General features: G+C 41.6%; 10 protein-coding genes and 1 pseudogene. 1 reads left to right on the top strand and 10 read right to left on the bottom strand.

Annotated features, from left to right (window positions below):
- Positions 1-84: 84 nt before the first annotated feature.
- From HMPREF0240_RS12140 to HMPREF0240_RS12095, 10 genes are all read right to left on the bottom strand, one after another.
- On the bottom strand, positions 85-1131 hold the full coding sequence (locus tag HMPREF0240_RS12140) for a family 43 glycosylhydrolase (protein ID WP_035313290.1): 1047 nt from the start codon (positions 1129-1131) through the stop codon (positions 85-87).
- Between the two features lies 1 nt (position 1132).
- Positions 1133-3055: a sulfatase gene (locus HMPREF0240_RS12135; RefSeq protein WP_009003706.1), complete on the bottom strand. Its 1923-nt coding sequence runs from the start codon at positions 3053-3055 to the stop codon at positions 1133-1135.
- A 66-nt stretch (positions 3056-3121) separates the two neighbouring features.
- Positions 3122-3949 carry an SDR family NAD(P)-dependent oxidoreductase gene (locus HMPREF0240_RS12130; protein WP_025656332.1) on the bottom strand — a complete coding sequence of 276 codons (828 nt, stop codon included), beginning with the start codon at positions 3947-3949 and terminating at the stop codon, positions 3122-3124.
- Positions 3927-5747 carry an FAD-dependent oxidoreductase gene (locus HMPREF0240_RS12125; protein ID WP_044927033.1) on the bottom strand — a complete coding sequence of 607 codons (1821 nt, stop codon included), beginning with the start codon at positions 5745-5747 and terminating at the stop codon, positions 3927-3929. Before HMPREF0240_RS12125 ends, HMPREF0240_RS12130 begins: the two co-directional genes overlap by 23 nt.
- Before the next feature lie 42 nt (positions 5748-5789).
- Complete coding sequence (locus HMPREF0240_RS12120; protein WP_009003703.1) at positions 5790-6659, bottom strand: carbohydrate ABC transporter permease; 870 nt, start codon at positions 6657-6659, stop codon at positions 5790-5792.
- Between the two features lie 16 nt (positions 6660-6675).
- Positions 6676-7614, bottom strand: a complete 939-nt coding sequence (locus HMPREF0240_RS12115) for an ABC transporter permease subunit (RefSeq protein ID WP_009003702.1) — start codon at positions 7612-7614, stop codon at positions 6676-6678.
- A 308-nt stretch (positions 7615-7922) separates the two neighbouring features.
- Positions 7923-10223 carry a glycoside hydrolase family 3 N-terminal domain-containing protein gene (locus HMPREF0240_RS12110; protein WP_009003700.1) on the bottom strand — a complete coding sequence of 767 codons (2301 nt, stop codon included), beginning with the start codon at positions 10221-10223 and terminating at the stop codon, positions 7923-7925.
- 341 nt (positions 10224-10564) lie between these two features.
- Positions 10565-10966 (bottom strand): group II intron maturase-specific domain-containing protein, encoded by a 402-nt coding sequence (locus HMPREF0240_RS12105; protein ID WP_242833338.1) that lies wholly within the window; start codon positions 10964-10966, stop codon positions 10565-10567.
- 140 nt (positions 10967-11106) lie between these two features.
- Entirely contained in the window at positions 11107-15156 is a 4050-nt protein-coding gene (locus tag HMPREF0240_RS12100) for a bacterial Ig-like domain-containing protein (RefSeq protein WP_157134241.1), read from the bottom strand.
- A 67-nt stretch (positions 15157-15223) separates the two neighbouring features.
- Positions 15224-16447, bottom strand: a complete 1224-nt coding sequence (locus HMPREF0240_RS12095) for a family 43 glycosylhydrolase (protein WP_025656329.1) — start codon at positions 16445-16447, stop codon at positions 15224-15226.
- 225 nt (positions 16448-16672) lie between these two features.
- On the opposite strand from HMPREF0240_RS12095, the pseudogene HMPREF0240_RS25030 reads away from it, so the two are divergent.
- Positions 16673-16821, top strand: a pseudogene (locus tag HMPREF0240_RS25030) (ISNCY family transposase); the annotation flags it as partial.

The following is a 16821-nucleotide window of genomic DNA, read 5'->3' as shown; positions in this document are numbered from 1 at the left end:
TTTTACTATATTGCTAAAAAATCAGGTCGTTTTTTGTGCACATTTTACAGCTGTTTTATAAAGCAAACCCGATTTTCTCCACTCCTATTCTATATCAGCCAACTCAAACCGCTCAATATAATCCCACTTAGCGCTTACCATACAAAGCCCCCACTTTAATCCGTCCAATGGACGCTTACATGGTTTTCCATCTCGAAACGGCCCTGCCGCATGTGGTACATGTTCCAATCTTGCAGCGGTTCCCATTATATCGAAATTTATCCCATCTTTTGCATATTGGATTGTATTCTTCTCGACTCCGTCAGAGGTCAGCATAGCAGCCATTCCGCCGTCATATTCCCAAAGGCAAGTTTCATGCCCGCTGTTTGTAATCGGATTATAGGGGGATTTAATGTAAGTTCCTTCAATATGGTCAGCTACAGCAACGCCCCATTTTATTTCTCTTCCTCCTCCAAACATTCCCTCCCCCATAGTCTCCCCTTTGTAGTAAAGATAGAATTTACCATTAAAGAAATGTAAGGATGGATCGTGTACCTTATGGCTGTCAAAATCACCTTTCACTTTAACCACAAAACGATTGTCACTGTCGCCTTCCCATACTCCATTATCTGCCGGCTCCAGAATCGGGTGCTCCAACTTCCTCCACGGGCCATCTACCTTATCTGCAACTGCCATACCAATGGTTTCCTTGACTCTGCATAAGTATGGACTTTTTACGCATTGGTAAGTTAAATAGTATTTCCCTTTATGTACCAGGATTTCCGGAGTAAACACACTGCGGTCATCGTAGCTGCCCGCCGCCCCTTTTGTAACCGCACAGCCAACCTCCCTCCATGTATATCCATCCAAGCTTTTTGCATACCATATTTCTGCATAGTCCCAGGGAAAGACCTTTACGCTTGGTTTTCCTTCAATAAAACCTTTTGTTTCCCCCACGCTTTTTGTATACCAAACATAATACTCTCCCCCCACCTGGATGACACTGCTTGGATCTCTCCTTGTCACCCCTTCCTGATACCCCAGGTCTCCTTTTAATTCTTTATAGCAAAAACGGGCATGCCACATTTTATCCAAATTATAATACCCCCGTTCTCTCGCCCGGATTGTTGCTTTACTTTCTACCCCTTCCATCTCATATACCACCTTCCATTACGGACATCACTACTTTGCTTCGTTCTTTCTGGGAAACCGTCCAGAGCAGCTGTTCACGCAGTTCCGCCGGCATCTTCCAGCCTTTATATGCCGCCAGAATATTTAAACCGCTTACCATCCCTGCTTCCAATCGTGCATCAACTTGAATATCCTGCTTCTCAAGACATCGGGACACCAAAATGCTGAATATCGGTTCCGCCTCTTCCGCATCCCAGAATGTTATCACATCGACAATAAACATCAGTAAAACATAATTTTGGCTGAGATAACAAATGTTATATAGCGCCCTCATATTTTTTCCCTTAAGGGCCGCACAGGCACGCACCGTTTCGCTTCCTGACAGCAGATACTCCTCTATTATCTTTTGTTCCCCTGTCTCTCCCTTTGTAAATGTGAGTTGGATAATTTGTTCACATGGATTTGTAAAAATGCCTCCGATCTGCACTCCATTCATTCCCTGTTCCCATAAAGCAGCAAGTTTTTTCACTGGATAAGCCAAATCATCCTGCAGAACTTCATAAGCCGTCAATCCCAGGGCATCTGTCAATTCTTGCAGCAATGGCTCGGGAATGAACGCTGCATCTCTTAGGATAATGATTTTCTCAATCAGCGCCTTCTGCAGTTTCCGGCGTATCTTCTTATGCGCTTCGCATTCACTGTCAATAAGGCTGTACAACTGATTGGGATCTTCTCTAAGGTTATAGAGTTGTTCCCTAATTCGGGGCATAGAACGAAAAAGAGCACGTCTTTCCGTATTTTGTATCCTGCTTTCCCTGCCCTCCAGTATCATAGAGCGGACAAACCAAGGAGCCTGGAGTATCTGATAAGCATTCAGTCGCTTTCGGGATGTAAACGCAAAATCAATAGTGTACATCCACTCCCCCTCATGTATACTTCTGGAGTTTTCAAACACTTCATCTTCCCTGGCGCAAAAAGAATACACCCTATTTTCCGCCGCTGTCTTGTGCTCTCCCAAAAATGCATGTCCCTGCATGTTCTCGGGGATTGCGGCTCCCGCAACAGACAAAAATGTAGGTGCAAAATCAACAAAAGTTACTTTCCTGTCGCTATACTTTCCTCGTGGATCCCTTTTATAATCCACCTGGTTTTCCAACTCTTCCGGAACATGCATAAGCATAGGAACATGCACACCTTCATTCCAGAGGTTAATTTTACCTTGCGGAATTCCGTGCCCGTTATCGCCCACAAATAGAATCACCGAGTTTTCATAAAGCCCGTTGTCCCTAAGTCCTGCTATCAATTCTCCAAACATACGGTCGAAAGATGTCAGTTTTTCATGATACTGCGCCCAAATTTCCTTTGCATCTGCCGTATCAAAATGATATCCTGGAACCTTTACCGCCTCTCTTTCCTGATATTCTTCCTCCTTTAACCTCGGCATAGATGCTCGATGTTCATCCGCAGCATTGGTATAACCATACTGAGATTGATGCGTAATTGCACTAGTTTGAATCATAAAAAGCGGCTTATCCTCTGGTAGATTCTTTGCAACATTCAGGATATCGCCGGCAAAATCTAATGTGTCCCGATAAGTATAATCTATCTGTTGATCATATCCTTCTTTCAGCGGGAAGTTAAAATCCGTTTTACCGATCACGGTATAATAACCAGCTTTCTGCATCCATTCACCTATATTCCGAATGGATGATGGCAAATCATACATGCTGCGGTGCTGCCCAACTCCTGCCGTTGTACCGTACATCCCCAAATTCAGTGACGTACGGGCCGCCGAGCAGACAGGTGCGGCAGAATAGCACTGGCTAAAACGGTAATTTGTTCTTGCAAAAGCATCCAGATGCGGCGTCCGTGCATTCGGATCGCCATAACATCCTAAGTTTGGGCAAATATCTTCTGCCATAATAAGTAAAATATTGGGCTTCATTATTTTTACTCCTCACTTATGTCGGTCTTACAGGCTATACAGCTTATGCTGTAAGTACCGAGCCTTTTAATCAATTCTTCTAAGCAACCCTGAATCAGAGTTTTTTATTTTGAAAATATTCTTTAAAAGCTGTTCCCTGCGGAAACATTGGATAAGTCTGCCCTCATATCCTGCAAGCTTCCCCTCCAGAGCCGCTTCAATCAAATGCGCAGCTGTAAGTGGAGACTGTCCCCGTCCTTCTGCAAATGCCCTCTCAATATCGGGCATGTAGGTTCGCCCTGCTGGATCTCTGCACAAAGCTTCCGTACGCTCATTTCTCACCAGCCCCGGATTTGTACAAAAAATCTGAACAGAAGATTTCTCTTTCTCCAATTCAAGCGCGACTGACTCTGTAAATCGCGCAACCCCTGCTTTCGCCGTAGAATATGCCGCTGCGTATAAATGAGGTTTTGCCGCCCCGCCTCCACAGAAATTTAAAATCACCCCCTGATTCTTTTTTAACATATACTGCAATGCTATATGCGTTCCATCTACAGCGCTCTTGAGATCCACTTGGATCTCCGACCACAGATCATCAGGCTGTAATTCCCAGAACTTCCCAATGGCTTTATTTTGCCCGGCACAATTCACCCAGACATCAATCTGTCCAAACCGGAGAACCACATCCTTTGCCATTGCCTCAAGCGCTTCATACTCTGTAGCATCACCGCTATAGGCCAACATTGTCCCGCCCTTTTTTTGCGCCTCCCGGCAAAGATTCGCCAAGCGTTCTCCTCTGCGCGCAAATACACAGACAATGGCGCCTTTTTCTGAAAAATAGTCACTCATAGCGGCTCCGATTCCACTGCTTGCCCCAACCACAATGATGACTTTATTTCTTAAAATCTCCATCATTCTCTGACACCTCTCGACAGTACATACGCATATCACAAATACGGGCTTTCTCGTCCCCATATGTTTTTAGTATCGTCACCCTGGTTCTTGTACATGTAACTTTTTCAAAACATTGTTTATTCATGCGAACACAATTATCCTTTATTATCATTTCTTTTACTAATTCTTCCTGATTCCAAAAACTGATTTTATAATCCCGCACAAGTTCACAAGGCATTTCCTCATAATTCCTATGGCTATCCGTTATCCTTGTAGAAATATACTTAGAAAAGTTAGGATCAAAACGAAGCAGAATTTCATTCACTTCCACTGCTTTTTCAAAAATAACCTCAATCCACCCGCCATTTTCTCCCATAGGCTGAGAAATCCACGCATTTTCCTTCTCCCCTATTCTTCTTGTGTATCCACTATTAACCCATTTTGCTTCAGCCCCACTTAATGCGCTGGAAGCCTGAATGCTGCATCTTGTATGTGAGATTATATCTTGCTCATCATCAATCTCAATGCCTGGAAGGTATGCATCATCATGCAATAACAATTGCTGCAATTCATGCATATATTTATTCACGCCTCTGGGCGTGACTCCATACTTATGGGCAACAGCGGCCGAGGTTCCAACGGCCTGCCCGATAACTGCGCATGTCCCAATCACCCGAGTAGAACTAAGCGCCATATGAGAAACACTGATTGCGCGACCGCCCACATAAAGGTTTTCTATATTACGGCTATAGATACATCTGTGTGGAATTGTATAAACATCTTCTACATCATGCCACACACTTCCCTGACCTTTTTTGTTTTCTTCAGTCTTTGCCCTGATACCGCCTATCGTGTGGTCGTCCATAGTCCACCCGCCGTAAGCAATCGTATCCTCAAAGCGGCAAGCTGCATCAATATCGTTTTGATTCAGAACATAATCCCCAAAGATCCTTCTGCTTTCACGCTTGCCAGGGACAGAACCAATCCAATCCAATGCAAGATTTGCCGCCTGTGGAAAGTCCCCACTGTTTTTAATATAATCAAATACACCATAGACATATTTAATCAGTTCTTTATGAATCTCCTCTGCATCTTCTATTGTAGATAAACTGTCCCCTCCTACTTCAACCCACCAATATCCATTAGACAGTTCTCCAATATCACGGGCTCCTATGTCCTTTGCGGTCAGTTTATATGCCCATTTTGGTCTTTTGAACACAACTGGTTTTCCCATATCCTTCGTAGTATATAAAATGGTTGAACCCATTGTTCCCGAATCAGCCTCATCCGGCGCAAGAGACTCATTATAGGCTGCTTTTGCCTCTCGTCCAACCGTATAATCCGCACCACTTTCATACGCCAAGTTGGCATCCCCTGTAGTATCTGCGAACAATGGCGCTTTCATTAAATAAGTTAATCCTGTCGTATTCTGATAAGCTTCAATACTCTCAATACGGTTATTTACAGTTACGGCTGTACGCATGGAGGTATTTAAATAGAGATCTATATTCTCCTCATCCTCCACCATTTCCCACGTTACATTATCCAAAACATGAAAAGAATACTGTGGATTTACCTTTTTATTTCGAAGGATTAATTCTAAAACAAGACCTGATTCAATTGCATTTTTATAGCCATTGTTACGTCCCGCTCCATTAATACTCACTCTAACTTCTGAACTGGCATTGCCTCCGAGTACAGGACGGTCATGTATTAATGCTGTTTTTACACCATTACGTGCAGCTGCAAGCGCCGCACACACACCGGATATTCCTCCGCCCACTACAATAAACTCATATTCTTTTGCTATCTCTTTCATTCGTCTCCTTCCCGGCTCCCGCTTTCCCTGGATAATCACCACTTACCCTTTAATAGCGCCGATCATAACTCCTTTTACAAAATGTTTCTGCACAAAAGGATATACACAGATAATTGGCGTAATGACAAGCACCATAGAGGCCGCCTGAACACTTTGTGGTATGGTCTGCATTGCAGAATCCATATCTCCGCTTTGTGCGGCCATCGTTGCGCCCATCATCATATTACGCAGATATAAAGTTACGGGCTGCATTTCCTGATCGTTCAGATACATCAATGCTGAAAACCAGTCATTCCAGTATACTACAAAGATAAACAAAGTAATGGTTGCAATAATTGGTTTCGACAACGGCAGCGCTATTTTCATAAAATATCCAAACTGCCCCATCCCATCAATCTTGCTTGCCTCTTCAAGTTCGTACGGCAGCCCCATAAAGTATGTACGCATCAGAAGTACATTATATGGAAGGATAGCACCCGGTAAAATAATTGCCCAAATTGTATCAATCATTCCCAGATTACGTATCAGCACAAAATTAGGGATCAGCCCCCCTGCAAAAAACATGGTAAATACAATCAGCCTTAAAAGTATTCCCGACCCAAATACATCTTTTTTTGAGAGGGCATATCCACAAAGCGTTGTCGCAGCTAAACTTAAGGCGGTTCCGAATACAGCATAAATAATTGTATTTGCGTAATTCTTCCAGAATATTCTTTGTTCAATCAATCCTTTGTATGTCTCCAGAGTAAAATCTTTGGGAAAGATGGTCACTGTAGACCTCAGAATTCCGGATGCACTGCTCAGGGAGATTGCAACTTGATTTAAAATAGGATATAAAGTAACAATCAAAATTACACCCAACAATCCATAGTTGAAAATATCAAACACTCTCTTGCTTTTGCTCTTTTTCATATGCTTCTATCCCCCCTTACCAAAGTCCTGTATTCCATCGTTTGTTCACTACTTTATTAGCGATATAAAGTAAAACCAGTCCGATAACAGCTTGGAACAAGCCAACTGCAGTACCATAGCTGTAATTTTTATTCAAAAGACCCATTCTATACACAAAGGTCTGAATTATATCAGAAGTTGCATACGTGCTTGGCTTTTGAATCAACAATGCCTTTTCAAACCCGAGATTTAAGATATGGCCAATAGAGATAATAAAGTTTATTGATATCGTCGGGATCATAATAGGAAGCGTAATATAACGTGTCTGCTTCCATCGATTAGCGCCGTCTATCATAGCTGCCTCGTATTGTTCCTGATCTGCGGAAGCCAATACCGCCATATAGATAATAGAGTTCCATCCCATGAACTGCCATATGTCAGTTATAATATACACAGGCCGGAACCATCCCGCCTCATTCATAAAAAAAATCTCCTCACCCCCAAAAAATTTTACAATCTCATTAACCACACCATTAGACGGTGACAGAAGCGAATTAAAGATCATAACAACAACTACTACCGATAAAAACTTAGGAACAATAGCAACGGACTGCACTATTTTTTTATACCCCTTATGCCCGACTTCGTTCAACAAAAGCGCAAAAATGATTGACAGCGGAAATGTAATTATTAAAACCATAGCACTTAAAGTAATCGTATTAAAAAATACACTCCAGAAATTTTCATCTGTTAAAAACATCTCAAAATACTTGAGACCTGACCATTCTTCTCCAAAATAATTGCCGCCCGTTCTATACTTTCGGAATGCAATTATATTCCCTGCCATAGGAATATATTTAAATAAAACAAAGTATAGTATAGGAAAAACCAAAAACGCATAGATCACTTTATTTCTAGAAAATGAATACATAAATCTTTTACCTGGTCCTGTGTACTTCTGTCTCTTATTTTTCATATAACTCCTCCTAACCTCATGTTTGAAACCCGGACTTTGACACACTCTGCGTCCTCCTCAACTTTAACAACTCCCTGCATTTTCCCTGGGAAAATCTTCGTACTCCACTCCCAATCTTTTTGATCACCTGCATCCACAGAAATAAGATTTCCTCCTTCCATCACATCAAATACATTTTTTCTGCTTTGTTCATTATCCGCTTATCATCATCCAGCAAAAAGGCTTCTAAGATGGGGGCATACTCTCCATTTTAGTTTTTCCCGCATAATCTCTCCTATCATTATCCCAGATTAAATGTAAGTTAACGTCTACGATACAATCTCAACAATTGTGTCATATAAAATATCTGCGCTGCTTTTTCCGAGCATCAATCTGACATGCCCCTTTTCCAAAACAAAATTCATATCATAATCATAAATGCGCAGTTCCTCATCCCCTACACTAAGTCTTACCTGCCTTTCTTCTCCTTTTTCAAGAGATACTTTTGCAAAATCCTTCAGCTCTTTTACCCGTCTCGTAATACAAGATTCCATGTCATAAATATAAAGCTGCAGGACTTCTTTGCCCTGTCTGCCGCCTTTATTAGTGATAGAACAGGTCATTTCAAATCGTTTTCCCTGTTCCAATTCTTTTAGGGACAAGCGCTGCGTATTCAGCTTGAAATCACCACAGACAAATTCTGTATAACTTTGTCCGTATCCAAATGGGTAAAGAGGTTTTGCGCTCTCATCAATATAATCCGTCTCATCTTTACGATTATAGTAAACAGGGAGCTGGGCTGAAGATTTGGGAATACTCACCGGAAGCCGGCCGCTTGGATTTGTCCGGCCAAATAGAATCTCGCCAACAGCATCCCCTCCTCTTTCACCTGGATACCATGCACAAAGGAGCGCGTCTGCATTTTCTTTCATCCAGGACACTGCATGTGGACGTCCCTCTATCAGCACAACAATCAGAGGTTTCCCAAACTTTTTTATTTCCTTTGCCAAATCTTCCTGCACACCGCCAAGACGGAGTTCTGCAAGATCAACAGCCTCACCGCAATTTAATTCTTTTGTAAATGCATTCATAAATACTGCCCCATTATCCTCAAAAGTCATTCCGGGCTCTCTTGTACTGCTTCCGCCCAATACCATAACCACCGCGTCCGCGTCTTCTGCAAGGGAGATTGCTGATGGAAACCCGTCTTTGCTCACATCCCTAATCCCGCATCCCGTGGCAAACTCTATGGTCACTCCCGATGGCGCCTGTTTCCTGAGACCCTGTAGTACAGTAACAACTTCCCCCTCTTCTTTCCACTGTGTATAATCACCTAATTGGTTATACACCGAATCTCCATTTGGTCCAATGACTGCTATTCTTTTTATTTCTTTGCCAAGCGGAAGAACATCTCCTTTATTTTCTAATAAAACAACCGACTCACGGGCAATCTCTAAGGCAGTTTCCTTTGCTTCCTTCGAACCTATATTTAGTAATGCAGGTGTTTCTTCCACATATGGATTTTCAAATAACCCCATCCTAAACTTCGCCTCCAGGATTCTCAATACCGCTGCATCTATATCCTTTTCTAACAACGGATTTTTGCGAACAGCATTTTCTAACTTCAGAAAACACTCATTCCACAAATTCAAATCCACTCCGGCATGCACAGCTGCAGCGCATGCGCTTTCATACGAACCGGTAATGTTTTTTGCCCGATCCACTCCCCGGCCATCCGACATAACAAATCCCGTGAATCCAAATTGTTCTCTTAGTATTCCCGTAAGCAGTGAGCGATTGATATGGCAGGGCACGCCGTCAATGTCATTATAGGCGGCCATGCAGCCAAGCGCTCCTGCTTTCGCCCCTTTTTTCATTCCTGGTAAATGAATCTCGAATAACTCCCTGGGACCTATATTTGTTGCCTTTCCGTTGTGACCGCCGATAGTAGCTCCCTGCGCACAAAAATGTTTTAAAACCGAGATAACCCTATCCGGTTGTGTTAACGCATCTTTGTCTCCCTGCATCCCCAGAACTGCTTTTTCACAAAAAGCTGCAGCTAAAAAAGGGTCTTCACTGTAGCACTCTTCTGTCCGCCCCCATCTGGGATCCATCGCAATATCCAATGCCGAAATCAAGCCAAGATGACCGCCTCTTGCACGTAGTTCTCTGGCAATTATGTTGCAAACCTTCTCGTATAGCTCTGTATTCCATGAGGCTCCTATCCCTATATTGGTTGGGAAGGTAGTTGCCTGAAGAGCTTCATGTCCATGCGGGCATTCTTCGCTGAGAAAGACCGGAATTCCAAGCCTTGTGTTCTCCCTGATATAACGCTGAATCGTATTGGCTACCCGAACACTGTCCCTCACCTTTATCCCGCTTGTCAGATGAGAATTCCAGCCGTCTGCCCGAAACACCCCATATATAGCCCCTACGCCATCGCCAAACGCTACTTCTTCTGCAAAAGCTTCTGTAAGTTCTACTGTTTCGCCCTCAACTTTATATGCATTCCATCCGTGCATCTTCTGATTCATCTGCCCAATCTTTTCTTTGAGTGTCATTCGTGAGAGCAGATCCTGCGCACGCTCTCCTACGCTCAATGATGTATTCATGTATTTCGTGGTATTCATTTTTATTTTCTCCCCGCATTCAAAACAGTGCACTTTTCTGCGTATATTTTTAAATATACTCTTTGAGCCATCAAGCATATTCATCCCATTTTGTTTTTTATTTTACGTCATTATTTATTATTATTGTATACTATTTATTTTGTTTTGGCAATACTTTTATTCAATTTAAACTGCTTTTTTGTTTCAAATAACCATTTCTTATGTAATACTGACAAAAAAAATTGACTTTATCTAAAACCTTTCATAACTAATGCTTAGACAATCCCCAGAATCGAGTAGGAGGGAGTGATTAACTCCCGTCCTCTCACAGCACCGTGCGTACCGTTCGGTACACGGCGCTTTCAATAGTTGACGTGCACAGACTGATAGGCTGTGGCTAAATCATAAAAGCCACTGTTTATCAATCTCTCTTTTGTCATTGCCAGGTTGACCGCCACGGTATGCGTCACAAACCAGTATCCTCTGCGACTATTCCCCGCCTGACATGCCAAATCCGTCGGCACTCCCATCTTTATCAGATTTCTTACCTTCGTTCTTGGTTTCTTCCATTGTTTCCATATACACATACGGATTCTGTGATATAGCCATCCATTCAGGTCATCTATCCTATTCTTCATATCTGCAAGCCCACAATAATTCAGCCACCCACGCATGTATACTTTTATCCTCTGTTCGTCAGACCAGGGGTTTGCCCATGGGTTTATATGTTCCCCATATCCAGCTTCCTTCAGATTCCACCTCACGATGGACACCCTTGCCTTCGGCTATATCCTTCCCACTACCGGGCGGATTCAGGACTTTCACCTGTTAGAAACGTGCGCCGCAAGGCGCACATATACATAAAGGGCGTATGCTTACGCATACACCCTTATACCTATATTTACTATTTTTTCAATCTCTTACGGAGCAACAGCATCAGCAGAACTATTGCTGATAAAACTAACGCCACAACTGCTACAAATATTCTGCTTTCATCTCCCGTTTTAATGACATCTGGTTTCTTTACCGTTTCACTACCTGCATTTTCTCTGATGGTCACTTTCAGCCGGCAGCTTTTCCCTTCATAAACTACAGTCAAATATATATCACCGCTTTTGCTGCTGTCAAATCCCTTAACCTGATACCCTGAAATGAGCTCGGTCGTGCCATCCTCATATCTTGCCATAACCTCCATGCCTGTAATATCCAGCTTTTCCCCAACCTGATATATCTTTTTATTGGGTTCTTTTGTAATTTCTATCGACACCAATTCTTTATCATCCGTTTCCCCGCCGTCCGGTTTCTCTGACCTTTTTATCGTAAATGTTGTTTCTGCTATCCCTGATTTGGAAACAATTGCAATATTGTACACTCCTGCTTCAAGTCCGTCCAGATATGACTCTTTTAAAGTTACAACAGTACTGCCTTCGCTCACTTCATAGCATTCACTGTTCAAATCAGTTCCATTAACTGTTACCTTAATAAAATCTGCAAATAAAGCATCCGACTTAATGATCAGATTTCCTTTTGTACCATTATCCCAAACAGCATTTGCCCCTTCTATAATTTCTGGTTCCTCAGGCAGTTTGAGACCCTCGACAATTGTTGTATCAACGTCTGGTCTTTCCGCTTTAACAAGAACTGTTGGTTCCTCATCCTCTTTAATCACACAAACATTATCCAAGATAAAAGAAACATTTTCTTTATCCTTCATCTCCATATGGGGTTCATTAATCCATATAGCAACTTTTGCTGCATTCTTAAAATTAGCTGGTGCAGCCGGAATTAACTCTACGTGTTTCGTTTCACCTGCTGCAACCTGCAGCCAGTTTTGTGTAAGTCCCCCTTCTGTATCGTATATATTAACCGCATAGTAAAGAGTATACTCATTTGGATTTCCTATATCAAAAGTCAAATGATTAGACATCAAATCCCAATACTCTCCATCCGCAGCTGTCCAGACAACCTGAGTAAGATCGTTCCATGAGCCCATCTTAGGAACTGTAACCTTTAAAACACTATTATTATTTTCTGTTATAATTTCACTCTCGGCAGGTTTTCCATTCGTTACTATATAAGAAACATCCTCCCCCTCTTCAAAGGTCGTGTCAGGGAATACGGCAGCTTCACTTTCTATCACCACTGCATCCTTTGAATTTTTCGAAAACATTGTCATTGCAGTATCTAAAATCTTTAATTGTGTTTGTATTTCTTTGTCGGTACGCATTACATCCTTCAATAAGGCACAAGCATCTGTAATTACATTCGTAAAACTTTCAAAATTAATTTGGGTTATCCATTTAGCGCCAGCCGGCAAACCTGAACCGTCTTCCGAAAGATAAAGTTTATCACCAATCATGTTCAATGCTTCCTCGATTTTCACCTTCAGCGGCGCTGCGTCTGCACAGGCTGCTGCTGCTTTATCGTAATTATTAATAATTGATACACAAGATACGCGCCCGCCTTCCGGCATAGAAACAACAATTTTATTGGTTCCTTCCTTTACCTCAGCAGGATCTATATCAAAATCTGCTGTAGTGAAGATATCTCCGGTTTTATTAGTATATTCCAAATCTCTGTTCCCAACTACTTTGCCGTTGAGAGATATGGTCATAGTTCCGGCGAAACCACTTCCTGACTTACCAAATCCTACCCGTATTGTCGAATCAACAAGGTCACTCTTAGAAGATTCAACGGTAAATTCCATATGATTTCCTGTTTCAACCAATTCTTCCCGGGCATAGTCTACTTCTTTGTATACTTCACTTACAAATTCAGCCGCATCTGATACTTTAATTTCAAACATTGCCATTTCCTGTACACGCATATGAATATCATTTAAATCATCTACCATTATTTCTTCATAGGTAAGCTTAGCATTTTCCAAAAAATAATGTTTTTCACTTATATTTTCTATTTGAATCCCATTCCCTAATATACCCTCAATATCAAGATTTACTTGCTGATTATTTAAATTTTGAACAGCCAGATATATGGTATCTCCCTGTCTGACAGCCTTTGTATAAATACGGCTTTTAAGTACCGGATCATCTGTACTTATGGATGCCGGTATAAAGGCGCCATTAAAATCAGTCCACATATCTACATATGCTTCCAGGGGAGTCATCTCCTCAAGAATGCCTGTCTGACCCTCATTGTACTTATACAGCTGATTGTTCCCATTTGGTCTCCAACTGCAAACCGGGTACAAATAAGGAATCAGTGAGTCAATTGTATCAGCATATTCTAAAGATTGGATAAAGTATCCGTTAAATGCCGTAAGATTTTGAAAATAATCAATATCTGTATTTAAAGAATTATAGCTTCCTTCTTCTGTGATCAGAATCGGCCGTACATTATCGGTATTCTCCATGTGTGCTCTCAGCAAATCCATAACTGCCTGAAATCTCCCACATAAAAAACCATCTGAGTTTTCTTCCCTGCCATTTACATACAAACTGGCCGAATTCTCGTAAAAGTGATGCGAATACCAGTCTAAATGCCCTTTCGTATCATCCATAAATTTTAATTGACGAAAAGCATCTTTAAAATCATCTTTCTCAATATACATGAATGCAGAGCTTGGTCCTCCCACCAAAACCTCAGGAACTTCCTTCTTAATTGCATCAGCAACTTCATTATGAAATTCAGCAAGATAATTCCACGCTGTATCCTCATCACATGTATTGAAAAAAGCCCACTCGCCACTAAATGTAGATTCATTTTTCACTTCAATATATCGAGGACCGTATCCGTCAAATCTTGTGTCAATTGCTTTCGTAAGCTTTGCCGCTGTATCTGCCGCTGCCTTGAAATATTTATAATCTGGTGTTGCCATATTAATATTTTTAATATTAATATCTCCCAGTTCTCCCCATTGCCACTCGGGCCATCCATCATAAGTCAGAATATAATCATCCTGGGTTGCCGGAAACAGAGTGTTCAATTTATCAACCATAACCGGGTTTAAGGCATAACTTTCAAACAAAGCATCGGTATTAGAGTATCCGTCAGCCCCCTCGGTCAGCAACCCACCTGCGTCTTTTATTTGGAATGTTCCTCTTCCTGGTGTAAACTTCCAGTCTCTGTATGTTTTAGAGAACACTTCATCATCTAATATCGGAGTATTCATGTTAGAAAACACCTGTACCGGCCCGCTGTTTACATGTACACGCTTAAACACATCATCTTCCATTTTGTTAACGCCATCAATGCTTAGATTCTTTGTAGCGTCAAATGATACAGTAGCATCAATCACATCTTTATCTGATCCAATTACTCCATAAGCAGATGTGTCATATTCCATAGGTAAACCGTTTTCTTCCCACAAGTTAATAAAATTTAAGCTTCCCGTCCCCAGGAACTTCAGTTTATATCCCGTATAATTCACTTCTCCATTCACTTTATGCTCGGTGGGATTCATTAAAGATGACTCATTTGCCGAGGTCTTTCCATAAGAGGTCCATTGAGGTTCACCTCCAATAGAAAATTCACCTTTCCATGCCTGCCCATAGTTTGGTAACAGATGTTCCTTTCCGTCCGGATCAACAATATACATTTTGCATGTGCCGCTGTCTGCAATCGACCCAGTATAACGCACATCTCCAAATAAACGTAAAATCCTTGCAATCTCTTCTGGGATAGGGATCTCACACTCTCCATTTACCTGCAACGGCTCTTCCGGAAAGTAAAAATTAATTCTTCTTACACGATTTTCACCATTAATACTGCTTTTATAAGCAATTGGATCAATCTCCCTGTTAGAAAATTCAGTTTTATACTTCTCTATAACCGTATCGACCGTATCAAACGATATTTTATTTTCAATAATATCTTCTGGTAAATCACTTTGTCTGTCTTCTGCCTGAACAGGCTTATTTGATAGCGCAGTCGGCAGCATCACACTTACACATAATAAAACTGCTATTATTCTTCTAATCCTTGTATGTTTCATCTTCTGCTTCTGTTCTCCTTTCCTCATTACAAAGGTTTTGTCTACGTCCCGGATCGTTGACAATCGCTTAGGCATGTTGGATAGATATTTGCCGCAGCCGCAATTCTCCCCTTCCCTCCTTTGTACCTGTCAGCGAAATCTTTCGCAACAGACCGCTTTCCTGTGGTATTTGAAATTCACAACAATAGATTTGTTGATCCTGCCTTACCTCCAAAGGGATCGTAATTTCTCCAGGCGCAAGTTTCCAATATTCACCTGTTTGATCCACCCACTCCAGCTTAAGCAGCAGCATCTCCGAAAAACCGCTCCATTCCAGTTCAAGACGCAGTCTCATCTTCCCCCTCATTAATATACCAGGAAAAACCGGACTGCGAATTCCACGCATTTCTGTTGGAATAACACGGATGCCGCTTCTGTCCCAATGCACATCCGTATAATCTGTCAGAAACCAGTTATTGTTTCCCAGGGTAAAATCCCACTGCTTATTCCCACTTGTGTCCTCACTGTCATCCTGTGGAATCACAACATCTCCATTGCAATCAAACTGCAGCTCCTGCACACGAATCCCGCGGTAAAAAATTCCTGTATCATGAAATTCATTGCAGATGTACCAATGCCCTTTCCATTGGAATACATCATTATGACCGCCTCCTATGAACTTTCCCTTATACAGATAAGGACCTTTCAGATGTTTAGAGACAGCGTATTGGTTTCCATAACACAGATAATACTGTTCACGGTATTTGAATACTGTTGATTTATCACCCGTCTTCAATTCCCGTCCCTTAGCATCCAGCACTTGAACCGGCTGCGCCGCTCCTGACGGCGCCAACAGATCTTCTGCCAGTTCCACACAATAGTAACGCCCCGCGCCAAAAAACATCGTATAAACACCATCTTCTTCATATACGCTGGGATCATATACTGCTGTATCTGCAAATCCCTGCGGCAGCAGAGGTTTTCCTAATACATCCTTATATGGTCCCTCAACATGTTCTGCACAGGCTACTCCTATATCAATATTCTTATTGGAGAAAAACCAGTAGTATTTTTCATCTTTTTTTAAAATATAACCCGCCCAGCAATTATCATTCAAATCCCCAATATAAGTATCACCAGGTAAAATCTCTCCAATCTTTTTCCAATCTTTCATATTAAAAGAGGACAGTATACACCATTTATCCATTCGCCAGGTATCTTCTGTTTTTGGACTTTTGTCACTCCCGCAGAATATGTAAATCTGGTCATTTTCCACCAATGCATGTGGGTCGGCCAACCCTGCAAAAGGCATAATATTTCTATTGATCATTGCATTTTTGTATGAAATTTATAGAAGCTAAACAACATACTTTTCCTTTCTTTTAATTTTCTGATTAGGCGTTTGCGAAACGCCACAACCCTCATAAATACGGCATTTTTCTGTTACTAAAAACAAATAACTCCTCACTGGATATGGTATAATAGAGTTGCCTAGAAACTATAAACCACTACCCAGAAAGGAGTTATTCTGATATCTATGATACCATACAAACAGCTTTCTTTGGCAGATATTTTTCAAGATTGCCAAGATAAATTTGATAATGACAAGCCTGCGTTTCTGTCTCTACTGGAAAACCATATCGACATGGATGAAATTATTCCGATTTCTTTTAGAAATCATTTTTA

It is taken from the genome of Clostridium sp. D5 (assembly GCF_000190355.1).
GTDB lineage: Bacteria > Bacillota > Clostridia > Lachnospirales > Lachnospiraceae > Faecalicatena > Faecalicatena fissicatena_A.
Note: the sequence above shows the minus strand (reverse complement) of the source record. Positions and strands in the feature narration are given on the sequence as shown.